Source organism: Micromonospora sp. WMMC250, assembly GCF_027460215.1.
Classification (GTDB): Bacteria; Actinomycetota; Actinomycetes; order Mycobacteriales; family Micromonosporaceae; genus Micromonospora; species Micromonospora taraxaci.
Genome location: NZ_JAPZBJ010000002.1, coordinates 1,062,640 through 1,083,578, shown reverse-complemented (window position 1 = coordinate 1,083,578; position 20,939 = coordinate 1,062,640). Strand labels below are relative to the sequence as shown.

Below are 20,939 nucleotides of genomic sequence, written 5' to 3'. Positions count from 1 at the left end.
CGTCGCTCAGGCCGCCCGCCGTTCGCGGGTCTGCTTGCAGGTCACACACGTGGTGGCGGAGGGGAAGATCTCCAGCCGCTCGACCGGGATGGCCGCGGAGCAGCCCTCGCACCAGCCGTAGGTGCCCTCGGCGAGCCGGCCGAGCGCGTGCTCGTACTGCGCGCGGCGGTCCAGGATGGTGCGCAGCAGGGACTGCGCGGTGTCCCGCTCGGCCGTCTTGGTGCCGCTGTCGGCCTGGTCGTCGCCGGCGGTGTCGCCGACCTCCACCAGCCGCAGCACCTGGCTCTGGAGCACGGCCTGGTCGTACTCGGCGGTCAGCTCGTCGTACCGTGCCTGGAGTGAGTTCCGGATCTGGTCGATCTCCTTCTGGGAACGGTTCGTGTCGACCGTGTCGTGGACGAGCATCGCTGCCTGCCTTTCCTAAGCCTGTGGCTCACGGTGAACCGGGTGCCGGCGGCGTGGAGCCCCGGTCACGGTCGCATTCGGTACGCGGGCGATCACCCGCGCTCTGTGAGCCGGGCGAGTACCCGCCGGATCGGCGGGGCAAACCGACGATTTCTCGCGGTTGTCAGGCGTCGCCGGCGGGCTCCACGAGCGCGGGGTGGCGGGGGTCGTCGACGCGTACCACCACGTCGGCGAAGCTCGCTGGGACGACCTCCTCGGCGTACCTGTCGAACGCCGGCAGAGCCCACGCCTGGGCGGGTTCGGTGCGTCGTCGCAGCGCCGCCGGGGACACCTCCAGGTGGACGGTGACGTCGAACGGCAGCCCGCCACCGAGCAGCAGGGGACCGCTGACCAGGACGACGCCGCCGGGTGGCAGGTCGACGTAGCGGGCCCGGCTGGCCCGGTCGGTGTCGGCGTCCCAGAGCGACGGGAGCACCCGGCCGGTGCCACCCGGGCCGGCGGGGTCGAGGACCTCCCGACGCAGTCCGGCCTCGTCGACCCATGCCTCGTAGAAGGAGTCCGGGTTGGTGCGGCCCAGTTCGAAGCGCAGCGACGCGGGGCGGAGGAAGTCGCCGGCCCGGACGTGCAGCACCGGAACGCCCTGGGCGCGCAGCGGGTCGACGAGGGCGGCGGCCAGCTCGTCCGGACCGGCGGCGGAGGGGCCGTCGATCGCCACCCGCAGCCGGGCTGGTCCGGGGTCGGCGGTGGCGGCGCCTGCCGCGGCGTCGACCAGCCGGCCGGTCAGCTCGGTGACGAGCAGGTCGGGCGAGATCGGGCGGATGCGCACCGGACCATCCTGCCCCGCGTCGGGCAGGTCGGTGCGGCGGGTCAGCCGGTGCGGTCGATGGTGACCCGGGCGTCGTCGGCCAGCCGGTAGCCAACCCCGTAGACGGTGGTGACCAGGGGCACGTCCACACCGACCTTGCCGCGCAGTCGACGCACGTGCACGTCGACGGTACGCACGCCGGCGTGCTCGTAGCCCCAGACGGCGTTGAGCAGTTGCAGTCGGGTGAACACGCGGCGCGGATGGGCGACCAGGTGCAGCAGCAGGTCGAACTCCAGCCGGGTCAGTGGCAGCGGCTCGTCGTCGCGCAGCACCGAGCGGGACGAGGCGAGAATGTGCAGGGCCGGGATCGTCGGGCTGATCGCCCGAGTCGGCGACCGGTTGGCGGGCGTCTGCTCGGGGCGGCGTTCCGCCGGCACGGACCCGATGATCACGCCCTCGCCGCGTTCGAGCATCTCCCGGGCGGCCTCCAGCAGCCGACGCGCCGCCGGGGTCAGCGACTCCTCGCAGGCCAGCGGGATGGACAGCGTCACGGTGAGCACTGGCGTCGCGGTGTTCGCCGGGCGACGCTGACCGCCGGGCGGTCGACCGGGCACCGCGGGTTGCGACGTGTGCCATCCGGCGCGCGACGAGGCAGGGCTGACCGACATGGTCCTCCTTGGGCTGGTCCGGGTATCTCCCCACGGCCCGGGACGCCGCTTCATCGATGCTTCCCGGCACCCGGGCGAGGGTCAAGAGGCGGCTGCGTTGCATGAATGTGACAATTGACGAACACATCGGAGCCGGGTGCTCGCTCTGCGTACGAGCTTGATGATTACAGCAGAGTCGCCGAGATGCCCCGATACGGGGGTCCCCGCCCGGTTCACCGAGGTGGTCAGAGGCCGCCTGACCAGGGCCTACCGGGTGTGGTCCACGCTGATCCGGGCTTCGTCGGCGAGACGGTAGCCGACCCCGTAGACGGTGGTCACCACCTCCGACCCGGCGAGCTTGGCGCGCAGCCGGCGGACGTGCACGTCGACGGTCCGCGCCACCGCGTGCTCGTACCCCCAGACACTGGACAGCAGTTGCAGGCGGGTGAAGACCCGGCGTGGCCGCTCGGCCAGGAACAGCAGCAGCTCGTACTCGATGCGGGTCAGCGGGATGACCTGGTCGCCCTGGCGGACCATTCGCGAGCCGGCCAGGATGCGGACGTGTGGCGCGTCGGCGGACGGCTCGCCGACGGGGATCGGCGCCGGGCGCGGCCCGGGCGCGCGGTCCTCGACGGTACGCAGCTGACCCTCCCCCGACTCGGCCAGCTCGCCGAGGAGCTGGACCAACCGGGCCAGCCGTGGGTTCAGCGGCCCGGGGACGAGGTCGAGGGTGATGGTGAGGGTCGGGGCGGTGCGCGGACGGGGCGGGCGCGTCCCCGGGTGGCGACGCGTGGGGATGGCGACGACGGACATGATGCCTCCTCAAGTGGCGGTACGCCCGCCACGCCTGGTGCGGCGTGACGGTCAGCGGCGCGCCCACCCGGTGTTCACGGGCGACGCGAGTGCAGAGGTGTGCAGCGGGGTGGGGCCGAGAGCGGGCAGACCGGCGATCCGCCACGCGGCGAACCCACCGATCACGTCGGTGGCCCGGTGCAGGCCGACGTCCTGAAGGGCGGCGGCGGCCAGCGACGACGTGTAGCCCTCCTGGCAGAGGATCATCACCGGTACGTCGTAGTCGACGGCCTGGGGCAGTCGGGCCGCACAGCGGGGGTCGAAGCGCCACTCCAGAACGTTGCGCTCGACAGTGAGCGAGCCGGGCACCACGCCGTGCGCGGCCCGCTGCGCGGCGGGTCGGATGTCGACCAGCAGAGCGCCGGCCCGGTACGCCAGGTGCGCCCGTTCCGGGTCGAGCCGGTCCAGCCGGGCCCGCGCGGCGGCCAGGATCTCGTCGATGCCGCGGGAGCCCGCGGGCGGCACGGGTGCCGGACAGTACTCGGCGGTTACCTGCATTGTCGGTTCCTTCCGGTGACAGGGGGTTGGTCGTGACTCGCCGGACTCACCAGGACGTGCCGGCCTCGGCGACCTCGGCGATCCGCAGCCGGCCGTCCACGAGGTCGTAGCGGGTCATGCGCAGCAACGCGGGCCGGTAGACGTGCACGCTGACCGCCGGATCGGGGCCGTGGTTGGTCACCCGGTGCACGTGTCGGGGTCCGAAGTGGCGACCGCCGCCGGCGGTCAGCAGCCGCGGGCGTAGCCGACCGCCGCTGACGGTCTCCTCGGTGAGCACGCCGCTGACGACCCGGAACGCCCCGGAGGAGCCGCCGTGGTCGTGCAGGTCGGTGCCCTGCCCGGGCAGCCAGCTCAGGGCCCACACCTCGTGCTCGGCGCTGACGGCGAGGCGGGCGTACCAGCGTTCGGCGGGGTCGAAGCGCAGCGCGACCGGCCAGCCAGCCGGTTCGGCCCACCGGGCGGCGACGGTGAGCAGGTCGGACTCCGGACGGTGGTGCGTCATGGCGGTTCCTCGCGGGTCGTTCGGCGGGGTGCCCTCGTACTCTAGACGGCAAAGCCTATAGGTTTAGTAGGTAATTCCACACACTGGGACACCCGTCGGCTCCCCTGTCGGTCAGCGCACCACCGGCGGGTCCACCCGGTAGCCGGGCAACGAGGGCCAGCGCACCGTCAGCACCACCGACGCGCGCTCGGCGAACCAGGAGTGGTCCACCCCCCGGGCCCACACCACGTAGTCGCCGGGCACCGCCAGTCGTACCGTGCGGTCCGGCAACTCCACCCGGAAACAACCCTCGACGAGCACGAGCAGGGTCGTACGCCGCTCCCCCGTCGCCCACCGCGACCGCGCCTGACCGGGCGGGTGCACGCCCCACTTCACCTCGACGTCGGTGCTGTGCCGGATCTCCCCCGGCGGCACGAAGTGCCCGAGCAGCCAGCCGGCGTCGGTGGCACCGTCGACACCCGCGTTGCCCACGTACACCGTCTCAGCCATCGGACCCTCCCCCAGCTCGCCGGCCGAGCAACCTATCAGGACAGGCCGTAGCCTGAAGGGGTGACCGACGACCTCGACGCCGAGACGCTGGCGTTCGCCCACCGGATGTTCGACCTGGCCCGCGCCGGCTCCACCGAGGAGCTGGCCGCGCAGCTCGACGCCGGCCTGCCGGTCAACCTCACCAACGACAAGGGCGACACGCTGCTGATCCTGGCCGCGTACCACTCTCACCCGGACACCGTGGCCGCCCTGCTCACCCGCGGCGCCGACCACACCCGGGCCAACGACCGGGGCCAGACGGCGCTGGCCGCGGCGGTCTTCCGCAGCAGCACGGACGCCGTCCGCGCGCTCCTCGCCGCCGGAGCCGACCCCGCCCACGGCAACCCGTCCGCGATGGAGACCGCGCAGTTCTTCGACCTGCCGGAGATGACGGAGCTGCTGCGCGCCGGCTGACACCGAGCCCGACCGGCCGGTATACAGGGTCGGTGGAAGATCCTCTGCCCGAGCAGATGCGGGCCGCCGGCACGGCGCTGCTGGCCGCGCTCGACCCCGCCGCCCGCGCCGACGCCGTGCATCCGTTCGACGACGAGTCCGCCCGACGCTGGCTGGAGTACCGGCCCCGACCCCGACCGGGCGTCAGCCTCGCCGCGATGGACGTCGCCGGCCGCAAGGCCGCCCACCGGCTGCTGGCCACCGCGCTCAGCGCTTCGGCGTACGCGCAGGCGATGGCGATCATCGCGCTGGAGGAGGTGCTGGACCGCGCCGAGGACTGGCAGCGCGGCCGGCACAGCGCCGACTACTGGGTGGCCGTCTTCGGCGACCCGGCGCGCGACGACCGCTGGGCGTGGCGGTTCGAGGGGCACCACCTGTCGGTGACCATGACGGTGGTCGACGGTCAGGTCTCCCCCGCCCCGATCTTCTTCGGCGCCAACCCGGCGGCGGTCCGCTACGCCGGCCGTCCGGTCTCCCGCCCCCTCGGCGTCGAGGAGGACCTCGCCCTGGCGCTGCTCGACGCGCTGGGCCCCGCCGAACGGGCCGCCGCGGTCATCGCCGACGACGCGCCGGCGGACATCATCAGCGCCACCCGGGGCCAGGTCGACGCACCGCTGGAGCCACTCGGCGTACCGGCGGACCGGATGGGCCCGACCGGCCGGGCGCTGCTCCACCAGGTGGTCGCGCTCTACCTGGACCGGCTGCCGCCCGAGCTGGCGACCCGGGAGGCGGCCCGACTGGAGGCCGGCCCGCTGCACTTCGCCTGGGCCGGCCCCACCCGCGCCGGGCAGCGGCACTACTACCGGGTGCAGGGCGACGACCTGCTGATCGAGTACGACAACACCAGCCCGGACGGCAACCACGCGCACACCGTGCTGCGCCGTCCCGCCAGCGACTTCGGTGCCGACATCCTGGCCGGTCACCACCGAACCCACCACTAGCCGCCCCTCGCCGACGCCCTGGCCTGCCCTGCGCTCGCCCGCCCCGCCCCGCGCTCGCCGCGCCCTGAGCCGCCCTGGCGGTGATGATCGACTCCACATCGGCGATGTGGTGGCATCCTGCGGTCCAGACACCCCCACCTCGCCGAGATGGAGTCGATCAATCCACCCCGGTGGGCCTGGAGCCGGTCAGTGGCGGGTGGCCTCGATGAGGAAGCGCTCGGCGTGGGCCACGAAGGGGCCTTCGTCGACGATGCGGCCGTGCAGCTCACGCAGCCGGTCGCGGTAGCGGTCGACAGTGAAGCCGGGCACCGTCCAGATCACCTTGCGCAGGAACCAGACCACCGCGCCGATGTCGAAGAACTCCGCCCGCAGGGTCGCCCGGCGCAGGTCGACCACCCGCAGGCCAGCTGCCTCGGCGGCAGCTGCCGCGTGGTCGGGGTGCCGCGTGGCCGGCGGCGGCAGCGGACCGAGGATCGCCTCGCTCAACTCCCGCATGGTGCCCGCCCCGATCTGCTGGGACAGGAACGTCCCGCCCGGTCGCAGCACCCGCGCCGTCTGCTCCCAGTCGGTGCGTACCGGATGCCGGCTGACCACCAGGTCGAAGGCGGCGTCGCGGAAGGGCAGCGGCCCGTCCGGGTCGACGGCCACCACCGTCGCGCCCACTCTTCGCAGGGTCCGTCGGGCGACCACGACGTTGGGCGGCCAGCCCTCGGTGGCCGTCAGGAGCTTCGGTGGCCGTGGCACCTCGGCGAGCACCTCACCACCGCCGGTGTCCACGTCCAGTGCGGCGGTGGCGCGCGCCATCCGATCGGCGACCATGCGGGTGTACCCCCATGGTGGACGCTCCTCGGTGGCCCGCCCGGCCAGCCAGTCGAAGCCCCACCCGTCGACGGGGGCGGCAGCGGCCTCCGCGATCAGTTCCTCGGCGTCACGCTCGGCATCCATGGCGGCCAGCCTCGTGGTCGGTCACCCCGCAGACAACCCATTTGCGCTTCGCCGGCCGGTCTGTCGCGTCGGGACGGACGCGTCGCAGAGCCGCCGCTGGTCGATGCCCCTGGGCGGCGGCAGCTCTCAGCCGAGGCTGAGCTGGTGTTCCTCGAGGGCGGCTTGGAGGATGCCGAGCGCCTTGTCGCCCATGCCGTGCAGTCTGGCCAGGTCAGCTCGGGGGACGTCCGCGAGCTGACGCAATGTGGTGTAGCCGGCGCCGTGCAGGGCGCGGGTCGCGGGTGCACCGATCGTGGGAAGCGCGTCCAGGGCTGAGGTCATCCGTGATGGTAGACCGGCCAACCGCACCGGTGGCGTCCCGTTCACGCGCGCCGCCGAACCGGGCCGACGCCTGGCCGTGCGACAACCGGTAGCCGGGCCGGGTCAGCGGCTGGGCCACGGGCGACGGATCTCGCCCGTGGAGCCGGCGAGGGCCTCCAGACCGCCGGCCTCGGCCCGACCGCCGTCGAACTGGCGCATCAACCGCGCGCCCAGGTGCACACCGACCCCACCGATCGCCAGCGCGACGAGCTCGGTGGCCAGGATCGCGGCTGACGCCCCTCGTTGCGGGGACTGCGACCGGACCAGGCAGGTGAGCAGGAACATGCCGGCCATCGCGGCGTTCACCAGGTTGAAGGCGACGGCGGTACGGCGGGTGCGGTCCATCGGTGCGTCCCACAGGTCGACCATGCCCGCCACCGCGGTCAGCGCAGCGGCCACGAGGGCGGCGACACCCGTCCAGTAGCCCACCTCGCCCAGGAACGCCGGCCCACCGACGACGTCGGTGAGGTCGAAGACGGTGGCGCTGACGAACAGCCCGAGCGGGAACGTCACCAGCATCGGTTGGATCGGATGCCCCTGCACTCGCAGTCGGCTCTGCATCGGTCCTCCCCCGGGTCGGCGCACCTCACCTGACCAGAGTGCTACCCGAGCCCGCTCGCGGCGAAACGATCCCGCCCGACTCGCCGCTGACCGGACGAACGGACACCACAAGCCCTGATCAACTCGCGTTTCAGGAAACCGTGCCGTCGCCACGCCTCGGATGCCGCGCCGTCAGGGAACCCGAGTCGATCACGGAGGCGCAGCGGGAGCCGGGTGGGTGTCAGGCGTCGCGGGGACGGGAGACCGTGTGGACCAGCCGCTCGGCCACCTCGCGCAGCGGGATGTCCAACGACGTCGCGGCGGTACGCAGTACGTCGAGGGCCTCGGCCGGTGGGCACCCGCGCTGGGTCATGATCACGCCGACGGCCTGGCCCACCACCCCTTCGTGGAGCAGCGCGGCGTCCCGTTCACCGGCGACGGTGAGTTGCCGCTTGCGGTCGCGTACGGCGGCCAGCAGCAGCCCGGCGTGCTCGGCGAGCAGCATCGCGGTCAACTGGTGTTGCGGGGTCAGCAGGTCCGGCGAGGCGGCGTAGAGGTTGATCGCGCCGATCACCTGGTCGTCGATGTCCACCGGCGCGGAGATCACCCCGCGTACGCCGAGGTCACGGGCGCGCGCCGTCCAGCCCGGCCAGCGGGGCTCGGCGGTCAGGTCGGCGGCGAGGATCATCTCGCGGCGTTGGATGGCGCTCATCGCCGGCGAGTCCGGGCCGTGTCGCAGGTCGTCCAGCCCGGCCAGACGGTCGTCGGAGGCGGCCACGCCGGCCGGTTCGCCGGCGCGCAGGGCGGTGAAGCCGCACCAGCGCACTCCGGCCACGGCGTCCCGGGTGACCCGGACCAGCGCCAGCAGCGCCTCGTCGAAATCGGTCAGGGCGATCAGGCCTGCGGTCAGTTCCCGCAACAGCGCGGCGGTCTCCAGGACGCCGAGGGTCTGCACCACCGGCTCCCTCGTATCGATGTTCACCGCTTCGCAGCCTCCGTGCACGTCCGTGCCTGCCCGCCGGGCATCGTCACCTGTGTCATCGTCTGCTCTCTCCCGACTTGACCGACCAGCCCTACTACCCTCGCAAACCCTTGTCGAAACGACGCAAATCGGGGCCTCTCAGCACGCACGGTCGCGCGGCGAGAGGCCCCGGATGCCTACGTCAGCGGGAGGTGCCGCTGAGCCGCCGCCCGATCGACGCGATCAGCCGGTCCAGCTCGGAGCCGAACGGGTTGTCGTGCACCAGGTACGTCCAGGTGGCGGTGGGCCGGACCAGGGTGCCGTCGTCGGGCTGCCAATCCTCATCGAATTCGGTCTCGTTGAAGGTGGCGATGGTGCGGGCCTCGATCTCCGGGATCAGGTCGTTGAACGCCGGCACCGCGGCGCGGTGGAACTCGTCCAGCGGGTCGAGCCGGCCCAGCGCCCGCAGGTGTACGCCCTCGCGGACCTCGGACAGCTCGGCCAGGTGGTCGGCCCAGAGCCGGTCCAGGTGGTAGAGCGCGATCGACCGGGCGGCCCGGGCGAGCAGGTCCTCGTCCATCTCGCCGGCCTTCTCGGGCTCCTTCTCCAGGAGCATCACCGCGGCCACGTCGCTGGTCAGCAGCCGTTCCCGGCGGGCGGCGAGGGCCTTGCGCTGCTGCTCGATGACCACGCTGTAGCGCCAGGTGTTGCGGTGGATCTCGTGGTTGACGCCCTCGGCGACCCGCTGGGCGTGCTCCACCGCGTAGTCCACCTGCTCGTCGGTCACCAGGCCGTCGGCGTTCATCCGCGGCGACGCCGGCACCGAGTCGGCGGCGTGCCGGACGACCAGGTCGTCCTCCAGGCTGACGAAGAAGACGGAGCCGCCCGGGTCGCCCTGCCGGCCGGCCCGACCGCGCAGCTGGTCGTCGACCCGGCGGCTGTCGTGCCGGCCGCTGCCGATCACGTAGAGCCCGCCCAGTTCGGCGACCCGCTCCTGGTCGCTCTGGTCGCTGCCGCCGAGCCGGATGTCGACGCCCCGGCCGGCCATCTGGGTGGAGACTGTCACCGCGCCGAACGCGCCGGCCTCGGCGATGATCGCCGCTTCCTCGTCGTCGTTCTTCGCGTTCAGCACGACGCAGGGCACCCCGGCGGCGTTAAGGCCGGCGGCCAGCCCTTCGGACTCCTTGACGTCGAGGGTGCCGACCAGCACCGGCCGCCCCTTGGCGTGCGCGCGCTGGATCTCGTCGATCAGGGCGTCGTCCTTCTCGGCCCGGGTGGCGTAGATGCGGTCCGGCTCGTCCTCGCGGATGCAGGGGGTGTTCGGCGGGATCACCGCGACCTCGAGGTTGAAGAACTCCCGCAGCTGGTCGCCGACGTGCACCGCGGTGGCGGTCATCCCGCAGACCTTCGGGTAGAGCGCGATGTACGCCTGCATGGCGATGGTGCCCAGCACCTCGCCCTCGGCGGTGGCGTCCAGGCCCTCCTTGGCCTCGACAGCGGCCTGGAGGCCGTCCGGCCAGCGGCGGCGCTGGGCCACCCGGCCGCGCATCTCGTCGACCAGCTCGACGGTGCCGTCGCGGACGATGTAGTCCACGTCACGGTGCAGCAGGGCGTGCGCGTGCAGCGCAACGTTGACCGCGGAGAGCTGCTCGACGTGCTCCTCGTCGTACAGGTCGATGCCGAGTTTGGCCTCGATGGCGGCCAGGCCGGCGGAGGTGAAGGCAACGCTGCGGCCGTCCTCCGCGACCGTGTAGTGCTTGCCCTTGCGCAGGCCACGCACCTGGGCGGCGGCGGCGTGCACCGGGTCCTGCTCGCCCGGCACCGCGCCGGCCAGGACCATCGGCACCCGCGCCTCGTCGATCATGATCGAGTCGGCCTCGTCGACGATCGCGGTGGACAGCGCCGGCTGCACCCGGTCCTCCACGTCGGTGACCAACTGGTCGCGCAGGTAGTCGAACCCGGCCTCGCTGACCGAGACGTAGGTGACGTCGCAGGCGTACGCGTCGCGTCGCTCCTGCGGGGTGGACGCCTCGTTGACCCAGCCGACGGTGAGGCCGAGCAGGGTGTAGACCGGCTCCATCCACTGGGCGTCGCGGCGGGCCAGGTAGTCGTTGATGGTGAGCACGTGCACCGGGCCGTTGCCGAGCCGGACGTGCCCGTACGCGGCGATCGTGGCGGTGAGTGTCTTGCCCTCACCGGTGGCCATCTCGGCGACCTTGCCGGAGAGCAGCGACATCGCGCCGAGCAGCTGCACGTCGTACGGCCGCTGGTCGAGGCCCCGGCGGGCGGCCTCGCGGCCGACGGCGCAGATCTCCTCGTAGCCGGTGGCGGCGCCGGCGGCCTCGGTCAGCTCGGCGTCGTCGAGCGCGGCGAGCTCGTCCGCGCGTGCCTCGATAGCGGGCAGCAGTTTCTCCAGCGGAGCAAGATCCACGGTCGAGCCGGGGCGCTGGAGGAACCGCCGGAACTTGCTCTTGAACCGTTGCGACACACCCATGAGCGGCAACGGTACGCGATTCGGGGCGGTATGCGCGGCCCGGCCGCCGACAAGTTGGCGGATCAGACGGGCTCAGCCGACCAGTAGCTGGTGGGCGGCCAGCTCACGGTAGAGCGGGTCGGTCGCGGTCAGCTCGGCGTGGGTGCCGACGGCGACCACCCGACCGCCGTCGAGGACCACGATCTGGTCGGCGTCGACCACGGTGGCGAGCCGGTGCGCCACGATCAACAGCGTCCGGCGGACGGCCACCGCGTCGATGGCCCGGCGCAGCGCGGCCTCGTTGCGCGAGTCGAGGTTGCTGGTGGGCTCGTCGAGCAGCAGCACCGGCGGGCCGGCGAGCAGGGCACGGGCGATGGCCAACCGCTGCCGCTCACCACCGGAGAGCAGCACCCCACCCTCCCCCACCTGGACGTCCAGCCCTTCGGAGGTGCGGTGCGCCAGGTGCGCGAGGTTGACCTCGTCGAGAACCTCGCGAAGCCGGTCGTCGGTGGCGTCCGGCGTGGTGATCAGCAGGTTCTCCCGCAGCGTCCCGGCGAGCACGGGGGCTTCCTGCTCGACGTAGCCCAGCCGGGCCCGCAGCGCGTCGCGGGGCAGATCCCGAACGTCGGTGCCGTCGAGTCGGACCGCGCCGGCGCTCACCTCGTAGAAGCGTTCGACCAGCGCGAGCAGTGTCGACTTGCCGGCGCCGGAGGGGCCGACCAGCGCGGTACGGGTGCCGGTGGGCACCGTGAAGCTGACCTCGTGCAGCACCGGCTCGCCGCCCGGGTAGCCGAACCCCACCCGGTCGAACTCGATCATCGGTGCGGGCCGCCGCGGGCTGGTCGTCGCGACGGCGGGCGCCGGCCGGTCCGCCGCGCCCTCCGCGGGCACGGCGAGGATCTCCTCGATCCGCTGGAGGGCGCCCAGACCGGACTGCAACTGGGTGTACGCCCGCAGCACCTGACCCAGCGGCAGCGCCAGCAGGAACAGGTACATGACGAAGGCGACCAGGTCGCCGACGGAGATCGCCTCGGCGGCGACCCGCGCCCCGCCGATGCCGAGCACCAGCAGGAACGCGCCCTGCACGGTGATCGAGCCGATCGGGCCGACCACCGACTGCACCCGGGCCACCCGCAGCCCGGCCGTGTACGCCTCCCGCGCGCTGCCGGTGACGGTCTGCGTCTCCCGGGCCTCGGCGCGGCTGGCCCGGATGGTCCGGGCCGCCGAGATGGCCCGCTCCACCGCCGAGGTCATCTCCCCGATCCGCTCCTGGGCGGCACGGGCCAACGCCCGCACCCGGCGGACGAAGGTCAGCGCGAAGCCGAGCCCGAGCGCCACGCCGAGCAGTGTGATGCCGAAGAGCAGCGGGTCGAGCAGCACCATGGCGGTGCCGGCGCCGACCACCGTCACCGCCCCGGTGACCGTCTCGAACAGCCCGGAGGTGACGACCGCGCGCAGGAGTGTGGTGTCCGAGCCGACCCTCGACAGCAGGTCGCCGGTGCGTCGGCTGTCGTACTCGGCGATGGGTAGCCGCAGCAGGTGAGCGGCGAGCCGGCGGCGGGTGCCCAGCACCAACCCTTCGGCGGTGCGTTGCAGCAGGTAGTCGCGCAAACCACCGATCGCGGCGCCGAGCACGACGAGGACCACGAGGAGCGTCACCAGCGCGGAGACCGGGTGGGCGTCGCCGATCCGGTCGAGCACCGACCGGGTGAGCAGCGGCTGCGCCAGCGACGCCGCTGCGCCGAGCAGCGACAGCACACCCACCACGACCAGGGTGCCGCGGTGCTCACGCAGGTACGGCAGCAGCGCGGCCAGGCCGACCGGCCGGTCCTTCGAGGTGCTGACCGGCCGGTCCTTCGGGGTGCTCATGCCGGGAACGGTAGTCCGCCGCGTCACCCACCCGGGCGGGGTCCGGGCCGACAAGGGTCTCCGGGGGGTCTGGCACCCGCCCGGGGTGCGCTCAGGCGGACAGCACCACCTGGAGTTCCTGTCGTCGACGGTCGGCCAGGTCGGTGAGCAGTGTGGGTGCCTCGTCGAACGGCACCACCGCGGAGACGAGGTGCTTGCGGACCGTGTCCCCGTACGCGCGGAGCAGGTCGACGGTCTCGGCGGAGAGCCGTTCACGGTCCCAGGTGGGGGCGAGCCCGCGTGGCACCCGGCCGATCTGCGCGCAGCGCAGCGAGAGGCCGTTGTGGTGGAACTCCTCGCCGAGCCGGACGGCGTCCGCGCCGTCCTGGTAGAAGGCCAGGTCGATCACGGTGCCCTGGGGGCGCAGCAGCCGCAGGGCGAGCTGCAACGCCCAGGCCTGCCCGCGGCACTGGAACACCACGTCGGCGCCCCGGTCCCCGGCGGTGTGCGCCCAGCGGGTCTTGAGCACGACCGCCGGGTCGTCCGCCTCCGGGTCGAGGGTGTCCAGGCCGAGCGCCTCGGCGGCGTGGCGGCGGTGCGGGGTGGGGTCGAGCACCACCACCGAGGCGGCGCCGTGGCGCTTGGCGAACAGCGCCGTCAGCAGCGCCACCACACCGGCGCCGACCACGGCGACGCGCCGGCCGCGTACCCCGTCACCGAGCGTGCGGACGTCGGCGCCGTGCAGGTCGGCGGCCGCGTGCAGGAGGCCGTTGGCGCAGATCGGGCCCATGTGCGCGACGTAGACGCCGAGCAGCGGGTCCAGGTCCTCGGGCAGGGGCACGAACCGTTCGGCGACCGGGTCGGCCAGCCAGCCGGTCCGGTGCCCGTAGGTCATGGCGCCGACAGTGCCCACCGCGACGGCGGGCGTCTCGCTCTCCACCACGCGACCGACCTGCATGTAGCCCAGCCGGGTCACCGGGTACGGGGTGCTCGCCGCGCCCGGCTGGAACAGGCCCAGGTCGGCGTTCCAGGTGACGTTCAGGTAGGGGTTCGTGCCCTTGACGTAGCTCAGCTCGGTGCCGGCGGAGACGCCACTGAAGAGCGTCTCTACCCGGAACGTGCCGGGACGCAGCGGGGCGGCGTCCTGCTCGACCAGCTCGACCCGGCCGGGACCGGTGACCACCACGACCCGGTCACGCATCGACTGTCACCCCCGTGCGCAGCGCCGCCGGGGCGGTCGGGGTGGCGAGTCGTACGGTCGTGCCGGTGCGGGCCGAGTCGGCCACCGCGAGGGCCAGTCGCTGGGTCGCGAGGGCCTCGGCGTACGGGACGCGCACGTCGTCGCCGACGCCCCGGACGGCGTCGACGAAGGTGCGGTCCACCGCCACCCGGGCGGCCTCCGGGTCGGCGGGCACGTGTCGTTCGCCGTCGGCGTCGCGGATCGACAGGCCGTCCTCGGCGAGGGCCAGAGCCAGCCCGTCGGCGAGGATCTCCAGCCCGGCGCGGTGCTTCCAGCCGAGCACACAGGCCGCGCTGAGGGTGCCGACCGCCCCGTCGGCGAAGCGCAGCACGGCCGTCGTCACCGAGTCGATGTCGGCGCCGTCGACCGGCGGCGGGGTGCCGTTGCCGTACGCGGTGACCTCGGTCACCTCGCCGGCCAGCACCCGGACCAGGTCCAGCACGTGGGCGGCCTGCTCGACCACCGGGCCGCCGGAACGGTCCCGCCGCGACCACCAGGCCACCGGGGGCACCTTGTCCAGCCAGGTGCCGCTGACCATCCTGACGGGACGGTCAGCGAGCAGGTCGCGGGCCTGGTCGAGCACGGTCAGGTACCGCCAGTGGTGGCCGACGGCGGTGCGCAACCCCCGGCGCGCGACCAGGTCGGCGATCCGTTCGGCGGTGCCCAGGTCGACCGCTACGGGTTTCTCCACGAACATCGGCACCCCGGCCTCGACCAGCGCCTCCTCGGCGGGGCCGTGCGCGAACGGGGGCACGCAGACGTACACCGCGTCGGGGTTGGTGGCCAGCAGCTCGGCGATGTCGGCGCAGACCCGCGTGCCGTGCCGTGTGGCCAGCGCGGACGCCGCCTCCGGCGCGACGTCGGTGACCCCGACCAGTTCGACGTCGTCGAAGCCGGACAGCACGCGCGCGTGACGTTGTGCCACCCCGCCGGCTCCGACCAGACCCACCCGGCACTGACGCATTCGTCACCCCTTCGAAGGACTTTCATGTGCGATGGGAGCAGTCCCCCGGGGTGTGCGCAATCAAACGTTCATGCCCCGGGAACGCACTGGCGTCACCTCTGTGATCAAGCTGTTGCCAAGGAAGCGGTTAACGCGTGGCAGGGAATGGGAACAACCAATTTCGGTTTTCCACGCACGAATGGAGGGGTGCCCGTGCGGGATGCGACATCGAGCGTTTCACCGGTGGTGGAGGCGTGGGCCACGTACCGGACGACGACGACGGCCGACTGGCCGACGCGTCGGCTGATGCGGGCCAAGGGCGAGACCCGGGTCAGCGTGGTGCTGCCGGCGCGCAACGAGGAGGCCACCGTCGGCGCGATCGTGTCGACCATCCGAGAGCACCTGATGGATCGGGTCGCCCTGGTCGACGAGCTGATCGTGGTGGATTCGCGCTCGACCGACCGCACGGCGCAGGTGGCTCGGGCCGCCGGCGCGGAGGTGGTCAGTCAGGACGCGATGACCCGGGGGCTGCCCCGGCTCACCGGCAAGGGCGACGCCCTGTGGGCCGGACTGGCCGCCGCCGAGGGGGACGTGGTGGCGTTCATCGACGCCGACCTGCGGGAGTTCCGGCCGCACTTCGTGACCGGGCTGCTCGGTCCGCTGCTGACCGACTCCTCGGTGGACTTCGTGAAGGGGTTCTACCACCGGCCGTTGGTCGGCGCCGCCAGCGTCGAACAGGACGGTGGAGGCCGGGTGACCGAGCTGATGGCCCGGCCGCTGCTCAACCTGTTCTGGCCCGAGTTGGCCGGTTTCGTGCAGCCCCTCGCGGGTGAGTACGCGGGCCGCCGGGACGTGTTGGCCCGGGTGCCGTTCGTGTCCGGGTACGGCGTGGAGACGGCCATGATGATCGACCTGCTCGACCTGGTCGGCCTGGACGCGATGGCGCAGGTCGACCTCGGCGAGCGCAAGCACCGGCACCAGGACACGGCGGCGCTGGGCCGGATGTCCGCGCAGATCATGCTGACCGCCTGGTCCCGGTTGCAGCGGCGCGGCTGGGCGACCCCCGGGTTGACGCCGGAGTCGTTGCTGACCCAGTTCCGTCGCGGCGGCTCGGACACCCTGCCCAACCTGGACCGCGAGATCGTGGTCACCGACGTGTCCATCGAGGAACGCCCACCACTGGCCGAGTTGCGCCACCGGGTGCCACGCCGACGGGTCGCCGCCGCGTGAACGCGAGGAGTGAGCCGGTCCTGCGAGCCCCGCAGTCGCGAACCAACTACTCAGTGAACGCGAGAGAGGGACGAGCCGGATGAGCCTCACCGTGCTGATGAACGCCGGGCCGTGGCTGTCCGTGCCACCGCCCGGCTACGGCGGCATCGAGAACGTGATCGCCACGCTCGTGCCGGAGCTGCGCCGACTCGGCGTACGGGTGGTGCTCGCCTCGGTGGGCAGCAGCACCCTTCCGGTCGACGAGCGGGTGTCGGTGTTCGCCGACGGGCAGTTCGCGTCGTTGCAGCGGCCGTACAACCAGGTTTGTGGTGTCGCCCAGGCGCACCTGGCCGGCGTGGTCCGCGAGCTGCACTCCCGCGATGACATCGACCTGGTGCACGACCACGTGGAGGCGGTCGGTCTGGCCACGCTCGCCGCGATGGGACCGGCCGGCCCGCCGACCCTGCACACCCTGCACTGGGACCTGGCCAAGCACCCGGCGCTCTACGGCAGCCTGGACGGCGGCGACCGGGTCCGGGTCAACGGGGTCTCCGCGTCGCAGCTGGCCCGGGCACCGCTGGCGCTGCGGGAACACTCGGTGGGGCACGTGCACCTGTCCACCCCGCTCGCCGTCGACGCCGACCGTCGACCCCGACCGGAGAAGGGCGAGCACCTGCTCATCCTGGGCCGGATCAACCCGGGCAAGGGTCAGGACGTGGGTGCCCGACTGGCCCACCGGGTCGGGTTTCCGCTGGTGCTGGCCGGTCCCGTGGGTCCGTACCACCGACCGGCCGATCTGGCCGCGGCCGGCGACGAGGCCCGGCAGAACCCGGACGTGCGGTTCTTCCTCGACGAGGTGGCCCCGCACGTCGACGGTGACCTGGTTCGCTGGGTGGGCACGGTGGCCGGCCAGGAGCGCGACGACCTGCTCGCCAGCGCCCGAGCGTCGTTGTTCCCGCTGCGGTGGGAGGAGCCCGGCGGCACGGCGGTGGTCGAGTCGCTCGCCCTGGGTACGCCGGTGGTGGCGACCTCCCGGGGCTGTCTTCCGGAGTTGATCGAGCACGGCCGCACCGGGCTGCTCACCGCCGAGGAGGAGGAGTTGGGCGATCTCGTGCTCGCTGGCGACCTGCTCGACCCGGACGAGTGCCGGCGGGTGGCCGCGCAGCGGTTCACCCCGGCGGTGATGGCCCAACGCTACGTGGAGCTGTACGAGCGGGTCCGCGACCTGTCCCGCGCGCCGAGGCTGCTGCCGGCCTGACGGTCGGCGGCGTTTGCCGACGGCGGCAACGGGTAGCCGGCAGCGCTCGTACCCGCCGTCGCAGCGAGGAGCCGGGGAATGGTCGGACCGATGGCCCACTCCCGGGCCCGACCCAACCCGGCCGACGGCAAGGCGCCGGTCCGGCGTGCCGCGTCGACGGTGGGGGTGCTGTTCCTGCTGATCGGCGTCCTCGGCTTCGTACCCGGGATCACCAGTGGGACGCACGACCTGCGCTTCGCCGGCCACGGCTCGGGCGCGTACCTGTTCGGGGTCTTCCAGGTGTCGGTGCTGCACAACCTCGTGCACCTGGCGTTCGGGGTGGCGGGGCTGCTGCTGGCACGGACGGTCGCCGGGGCCCGGACGTACCTGATCGGCGGCGGTGCCGTCTATCTGGTGCTCTGGCTCTACGGTCTGGCGGTGGACCGCGACACCGGGGCGAACGTGCTGCCGGTGAACGACGCCGACGGTTGGCTTCACCTGGGCCTCGGCGTCGGCATGATCGCGTTGGGCGTCCTGACCGGCCGACCCCGCCCGTGACCTGCGTCATCGCGGCCGGTCAGCGGCCCCGCTCCGCCGGTGGTCCGGTTTGACGGCGGGCGGCCACGGGTAGTGGGGAGCTCCCGACCCAGCAGCGAATCGAGGGCACCGATGTCGAGCCGGATCACCTGCGAGGTGCGCACCACGGCACCGGTGGCGGTCGTCCGACTCGCTGGTGCGCTGCATCTCGGCACCATGCGCTCGGTGCACCGGGCGCTCAGCGACGCGCTCGTCGACCAGCCGGAGGCGCTGGTGGTCGACATGGCCGAGGTGAGCGTGGAGGACCGCCTCGCGCTGTCCGTCTTCGCCGCTACCGCGCGCCGCGCCGAGGAGTGGCCGGCTGTGCCGGTGGTGCTCTGCGCCCCGTCGCCGGTCGCCGCGCGCTGGCTGGCCGAGTCGACCACCTGCCGCGTGGTCCCGGTGACCGCGGACTGCGCGGAGGCCACCCGGGTGGCGAGCGCCACGCTGCGGATGCGGGCCCGGTTGGAGCCGGTGGCCGAGGCGTGCCGGCGGGCGCGGGAGCTGGTCACCGACGCGTGCGCCCGGTGGAACCTGCCCGAGGCGGCCGGACCGGCCGCGTTGGTGCTCAGCGAGCTGGTCGGCAACGTGGTACGCCACGCCGGCACCCCGATGCAGGTGACGGTGACCCTGCGCCGACCGTACCTGCACCTGGCGGTGGTGGACGGCAGCTGCGCGCAAGCCCAGCCGGGCGGGACGGACCTGCACGCCGAGGGTGGCCGGGGGCTGATGCTGGTCCGGGAACTGGCCCAGCGTTGGGGCAGCGTGCCGGCCGGTCAGGGCAAGGCTGTCTGGGCGATGCTGCCGGCAACCTGAGTGTTCGGGTGCTTGCGCCCGGTACCAGCGATCTGACCGAATTTACCGCTCTGGCCTGGTTACATGGTGCAAGGGTCGGGTAGGCACGCCCGTCCTTTCTGCCGTCACGACGGGGTGAGCAGCCATGCCCAAGCGGGTAACCACGGAACCCGGTCGCGACCGCGGCCCGGCGATCCTGGCACCGGCCCGGTTCGGGGGGTTCCCGGGAGCGGTACGAGCACCGATCCCCGGCAACTCGTTGATCAAGTTCCTGGCCACGACCGACCACAAACAGATCGGCCTGCTGTACCTGCTGACCTCCTTCGGGTTCTTCGTGGTAGCCGGGTTGCAGGCGATGGTGATGCGCGCGGAGCTGGCCCGACCGGGGATGCAGTTCCTCTCCTCCGAGCAGTACAACCAGCTGTTCACCTCGCACGGCGCGGTGATGCTGCTGCTGTTCGCCACACCTGCGGCGTTCGGGTTCGCCAACTTCATCGTCCCGATCCAGATCGGCGCGCCGGACGTGTCGTTCCCCCGTCTCAACGCGCTCGCCTACTGGCTGTACCTGTTCGGCGGGCTCATGGTCATCGGCGGGTTCATCACCCCGGGGGGTTCGGCGGACTTCGGCTGGACCGCGTACAGCCCGCTCAGCGATGTGGACCACAGCCCCGGCGTGGGCGCGAACATGTGGGTGCTCGGCCTGGTCGTCTCCGGCCTGGGCACCATCCTCGGCGCGGTCAACCTGATCACCACGATCCTCACCCTGCGCGCACCCGGGATGACCATGTTCCGGATGCCGATCTTCACCTGGAACATGCTGTTCACCAGCGTTCTGGTGATTCTCGTCTTCCCGCTGCTGGCCGCCGCGCTGCTGGCGCTGTCGGCCGACCGGTTGCTCAACGCCCACGTGTACGACCCGGCGACCGGCGGGCCGATGCTCTGGCAACACCTGTTCTGGTTCTTCGGCCACCCCGAGGTGTACATCATCGCGTTGCCGTTCTTCGGCATCATCACCGAGATCATCCCGGTCTTCGCCCGCAAGCCGCTCTTCGGCTACACCGGGATCGTGCTGGCCACCGTCGCGATCACCGTGCTGTCCATGACGGTGTGGGCGCACCACATGTTCGCCACCGGCCAGGTGCTGCTGCCGTTCTTCAGCATCCTCAGCTATCTGATCGCGGTGCCGACCGGCGTGAAGTTCTTCAACTGGATCGGCACCATGTGGAAAGGCCAGCTCACCTTCGAGACGCCGATGCTGTTCGCCATCGGCTTCCTGGTCACCTTCCTGCTCGGCGGCCTCACCGGGGTTCTGCTGGCCAGCCCGCCGGCCGACTGGCACACCCACGACAGCTACTTCGTGGTGGCGCACTTCCACTACGTGGTGTTCGGCACCGTGGTCTTCGCCCTGTTCGGCGGCTACTACTTCTGGTGGCCGAAGATGACCGGGCGACTGCTCGACGAGCGACTCGGCAAGGCGCACTTCTGGACGATGTTCATCGGCTTCCACGGCACCTTCCTGGTGCACCACTGGCTGGGCAGCGAGGGCATGCCGCGCCGCTACGCCGACTACCTGCCCACCGACGGCTTCACCACGCTGAACACGATCTCCAGCATCTTCGCCTTCATCCTCGGACTGTCCACCCTGTTCTTCATCTACAACGCCTGGAAGTCCTGGCGGTACGGGGCGGTGGTGACCGTGGACGACCCGTGGGGCTTCGGCAACTCGTTGGAGTGGGCCACCAGTTGCCCTCCCCCGCTGCGTAACTTCGACCGGATGCCGCGGATCCGGTCCGAGCGTCCCGCGTTCGACCTGAAGTACGGCCCGCTCGTCGCCGACCTGGGCCGGGATCTCCCCCAGCGCACCACGAAGCCGCCGCAGCAGTTCGCCGAGGAGTTGCGGTTGGAGCACCACGCCCCGGAGTCGCCGGCCGCCGAGGGCGCGCACGGCGCCCGCGAGGCCGCCGAGTTCCAGCCGGCGCCGCGCTCCGGCGCGCGGCCCGTGGACGTGCCGGAACCCGAGGGGATACGGCGTCCGAGCTTTGAGCAGAGCGACGCGCCCGAGGACAGCGAGGACGCGCCCAAGCCGCACGAGCGCTGGCGTCACCCGCACGGTGACGACAACCCCGAGAAGCGCTGATCGGCGTACGCCGAGAGGGCCGACACCCGGCGGGTGTCGGCCCT

The 20,939-nt window shown here is 72.5% G+C and carries 22 protein-coding genes; 7 read left to right on the top strand and 15 right to left on the bottom strand.

The features are described 5' to 3' along the window. Positions 1-6: 6 nt before the first annotated feature. The 7 genes from O3438_RS04410 to O3438_RS04380 all read right to left on the bottom strand — a co-directional run bounded on the left by O3438_RS04410 (position 7) and on the right by O3438_RS04380 (position 4,198). The gene (locus O3438_RS04410) at positions 7-405 is read right to left on the bottom strand and encodes a TraR/DksA family transcriptional regulator (protein ID WP_088989739.1); all 399 of its coding nucleotides are present in this window, start codon (positions 403-405) and stop codon (positions 7-9) included. A gap of 163 nt (positions 406-568) precedes the next feature. Beyond that, complete coding sequence (locus tag O3438_RS04405) at positions 569-1,231, bottom strand: uridine kinase (protein ID WP_269678707.1); 663 nt, start codon at positions 1,229-1,231, stop codon at positions 569-571. Positions 1,232-1,272: 41 nt separating this feature from the next. After that, positions 1,273-1,878 (bottom strand): winged helix-turn-helix domain-containing protein, encoded by a 606-nt coding sequence (locus O3438_RS04400; RefSeq protein WP_269678706.1) that lies wholly within the window; start codon positions 1,876-1,878, stop codon positions 1,273-1,275. Between the two features lie 246 nt (positions 1,879-2,124). Beyond that, the gene (locus O3438_RS04395) at positions 2,125-2,670 is read right to left on the bottom strand and encodes a winged helix-turn-helix domain-containing protein (RefSeq protein ID WP_269678705.1); all 546 of its coding nucleotides are present in this window, start codon (positions 2,668-2,670) and stop codon (positions 2,125-2,127) included. A gap of 51 nt (positions 2,671-2,721) precedes the next feature. Beyond that, on the bottom strand, positions 2,722-3,207 hold the full coding sequence (locus tag O3438_RS04390; RefSeq protein WP_269678704.1) for a rhodanese-like domain-containing protein: 486 nt from the start codon (positions 3,205-3,207) through the stop codon (positions 2,722-2,724). Positions 3,208-3,253: 46 nt separating this feature from the next. Next, positions 3,254-3,709 (bottom strand): cysteine dioxygenase, encoded by a 456-nt coding sequence (locus tag O3438_RS04385; RefSeq protein WP_269678703.1) that lies wholly within the window; start codon positions 3,707-3,709, stop codon positions 3,254-3,256. Between the two features lie 111 nt (positions 3,710-3,820). After that, entirely contained in the window at positions 3,821-4,198 is a 378-nt protein-coding gene (locus O3438_RS04380; protein WP_269678702.1) for a signal peptidase I, read from the bottom strand. A 60-nt stretch (positions 4,199-4,258) separates the two neighbouring features. Here O3438_RS04380 and O3438_RS04375 point away from each other — a divergent pair, with 60 nt between their 5' ends. Together O3438_RS04375 and O3438_RS04370 are read left to right on the top strand one after the other, a co-directional pair. Next, on the top strand, positions 4,259-4,651 hold the full coding sequence (locus O3438_RS04375) for an ankyrin repeat domain-containing protein (RefSeq protein ID WP_145782224.1): 393 nt from the start codon (positions 4,259-4,261) through the stop codon (positions 4,649-4,651). Positions 4,652-4,683: 32 nt separating this feature from the next. Then, positions 4,684-5,631, top strand: a complete 948-nt coding sequence (locus O3438_RS04370) for a DUF3500 domain-containing protein (protein WP_269678701.1) — start codon at positions 4,684-4,686, stop codon at positions 5,629-5,631. A gap of 186 nt (positions 5,632-5,817) precedes the next feature. Here O3438_RS04370 and O3438_RS04365 read toward each other — a convergent pair whose 3' ends face one another. The 8 genes from O3438_RS04365 to O3438_RS04330 form a co-directional block, all read right to left on the bottom strand. Next, the gene (locus O3438_RS04365) at positions 5,818-6,576 is read right to left on the bottom strand and encodes a methyltransferase domain-containing protein (protein ID WP_269678700.1); all 759 of its coding nucleotides are present in this window, start codon (positions 6,574-6,576) and stop codon (positions 5,818-5,820) included. A 126-nt stretch (positions 6,577-6,702) separates the two neighbouring features. Beyond that, on the bottom strand, positions 6,703-6,897 hold the full coding sequence (locus O3438_RS04360) for a helix-hairpin-helix domain-containing protein (RefSeq protein WP_269678699.1): 195 nt from the start codon (positions 6,895-6,897) through the stop codon (positions 6,703-6,705). Positions 6,898-6,999: 102 nt separating this feature from the next. Next, positions 7,000-7,497 (bottom strand): DUF2231 domain-containing protein, encoded by a 498-nt coding sequence (locus tag O3438_RS04355; RefSeq protein ID WP_269678698.1) that lies wholly within the window; start codon positions 7,495-7,497, stop codon positions 7,000-7,002. 220 nt (positions 7,498-7,717) lie between these two features. Beyond that, positions 7,718-8,458, bottom strand: a complete 741-nt coding sequence (locus O3438_RS04350; protein WP_269678697.1) for a GAF and ANTAR domain-containing protein — start codon at positions 8,456-8,458, stop codon at positions 7,718-7,720. Positions 8,459-8,639: 181 nt separating this feature from the next. Further along, positions 8,640-10,931 (bottom strand): accessory Sec system translocase SecA2, encoded by a 2,292-nt coding sequence (gene secA2, locus O3438_RS04345; RefSeq protein ID WP_269678696.1) that lies wholly within the window; start codon positions 10,929-10,931, stop codon positions 8,640-8,642. Positions 10,932-11,003: 72 nt separating this feature from the next. Then, on the bottom strand, positions 11,004-12,779 hold the full coding sequence (locus O3438_RS04340; RefSeq protein ID WP_269678695.1) for an ABC transporter ATP-binding protein: 1,776 nt from the start codon (positions 12,777-12,779) through the stop codon (positions 11,004-11,006). Positions 12,780-12,870: 91 nt separating this feature from the next. After that, on the bottom strand, positions 12,871-13,959 hold the full coding sequence (locus O3438_RS04335; protein WP_269678694.1) for a zinc-binding dehydrogenase: 1,089 nt from the start codon (positions 13,957-13,959) through the stop codon (positions 12,871-12,873). Then, entirely contained in the window at positions 13,952-14,962 is a 1,011-nt protein-coding gene (locus tag O3438_RS04330) for a Gfo/Idh/MocA family protein (RefSeq protein WP_269678693.1), read from the bottom strand. Before O3438_RS04330 ends, O3438_RS04335 begins: the two co-directional genes overlap by 8 nt. 144 nt (positions 14,963-15,106) lie before the next feature. On the opposite strand from O3438_RS04330, the gene O3438_RS04325 reads away from it, so the two are divergent. From O3438_RS04325 to ctaD, 5 genes are all read left to right on the top strand, one after another. Next, positions 15,107-16,171, top strand: coding sequence for a glucosyl-3-phosphoglycerate synthase (locus O3438_RS04325; protein ID WP_435795916.1), 1,065 nt, complete (start codon positions 15,107-15,109; stop codon positions 16,169-16,171). Between the two features lie 79 nt (positions 16,172-16,250). Then, positions 16,251-17,408: a glycosyltransferase gene (locus O3438_RS04320; RefSeq protein WP_269678691.1), complete on the top strand. Its 1,158-nt coding sequence runs from the start codon at positions 16,251-16,253 to the stop codon at positions 17,406-17,408. 78 nt (positions 17,409-17,486) lie between these two features. Beyond that, entirely contained in the window at positions 17,487-17,945 is a 459-nt protein-coding gene (locus tag O3438_RS04315) for a DUF4383 domain-containing protein (protein ID WP_332367445.1), read from the top strand. 111 nt (positions 17,946-18,056) lie between these two features. Then, positions 18,057-18,779: an ATP-binding protein gene (locus O3438_RS04310; RefSeq protein ID WP_269678690.1), complete on the top strand. Its 723-nt coding sequence runs from the start codon at positions 18,057-18,059 to the stop codon at positions 18,777-18,779. Positions 18,780-18,903: 124 nt separating this feature from the next. Further along, positions 18,904-20,895: an aa3-type cytochrome oxidase subunit I gene (ctaD, locus tag O3438_RS04305; RefSeq protein ID WP_269678689.1), complete on the top strand. Its 1,992-nt coding sequence runs from the start codon at positions 18,904-18,906 to the stop codon at positions 20,893-20,895. Positions 20,896-20,939: the final 44 nt, after the last annotated feature.

What these genes read in the sequence shown, in the direction of transcription:
- O3438_RS04335 (WP_269678694.1), bottom strand. Translation starts at nt 13,959, where the DNA reads ATGCGTGACCGGGTCGTGGTGGTCACCGGTCCCGGCCGGGTCGAGCTG.
- O3438_RS04320 (WP_269678691.1), top strand. Translation starts at nt 16,251, where the DNA reads ATGAGCCTCACCGTGCTGATGAACGCCGGGCCGTGGCTGTCCGTGCCA.
- O3438_RS04315 (WP_332367445.1), top strand. Translation starts at nt 17,487, where the DNA reads ATGGTCGGACCGATGGCCCACTCCCGGGCCCGACCCAACCCGGCCGAC.
- O3438_RS04410 (WP_088989739.1), bottom strand. Translation starts at nt 405, where the DNA reads ATGCTCGTCCACGACACGGTCGACACGAACCGTTCCCAGAAGGAGATC.
- O3438_RS04355 (WP_269678698.1), bottom strand. Translation starts at nt 7,497, where the DNA reads ATGCAGAGCCGACTGCGAGTGCAGGGGCATCCGATCCAACCGATGCTG.
- O3438_RS04325 (WP_435795916.1), top strand. Translation starts at nt 15,107, where the DNA reads ATGGGAACAACCAATTTCGGTTTTCCACGCACGAATGGAGGGGTGCCC.
- O3438_RS04365 (WP_269678700.1), bottom strand. Translation starts at nt 6,576, where the DNA reads ATGGATGCCGAGCGTGACGCCGAGGAACTGATCGCGGAGGCCGCTGCC.
- O3438_RS04385 (WP_269678703.1), bottom strand. Translation starts at nt 3,709, where the DNA reads ATGACGCACCACCGTCCGGAGTCCGACCTGCTCACCGTCGCCGCCCGG.
- O3438_RS04310 (WP_269678690.1), top strand. Translation starts at nt 18,057, where the DNA reads ATGTCGAGCCGGATCACCTGCGAGGTGCGCACCACGGCACCGGTGGCG.
- O3438_RS04380 (WP_269678702.1), bottom strand. Translation starts at nt 4,198, where the DNA reads ATGGCTGAGACGGTGTACGTGGGCAACGCGGGTGTCGACGGTGCCACC.
- O3438_RS04330 (WP_269678693.1), bottom strand. Translation starts at nt 14,962, where the DNA reads ATGCGTCAGTGCCGGGTGGGTCTGGTCGGAGCCGGCGGGGTGGCACAA.
- O3438_RS04400 (WP_269678706.1), bottom strand. Translation starts at nt 1,878, where the DNA reads ATGTCGGTCAGCCCTGCCTCGTCGCGCGCCGGATGGCACACGTCGCAA.
- secA2 (WP_269678696.1), bottom strand. Translation starts at nt 10,931, where the DNA reads ATGGGTGTGTCGCAACGGTTCAAGAGCAAGTTCCGGCGGTTCCTCCAG.
- O3438_RS04360 (WP_269678699.1), bottom strand. Translation starts at nt 6,897, where the DNA reads ATGACCTCAGCCCTGGACGCGCTTCCCACGATCGGTGCACCCGCGACC.
- O3438_RS04395 (WP_269678705.1), bottom strand. Translation starts at nt 2,670, where the DNA reads ATGTCCGTCGTCGCCATCCCCACGCGTCGCCACCCGGGGACGCGCCCG.
- O3438_RS04390 (WP_269678704.1), bottom strand. Translation starts at nt 3,207, where the DNA reads ATGCAGGTAACCGCCGAGTACTGTCCGGCACCCGTGCCGCCCGCGGGC.
- ctaD (WP_269678689.1), top strand. Translation starts at nt 18,904, where the DNA reads ATGCCCAAGCGGGTAACCACGGAACCCGGTCGCGACCGCGGCCCGGCG.
- O3438_RS04340 (WP_269678695.1), bottom strand. Translation starts at nt 12,779, where the DNA reads ATGAGCACCCCGAAGGACCGGCCGGTCAGCACCTCGAAGGACCGGCCG.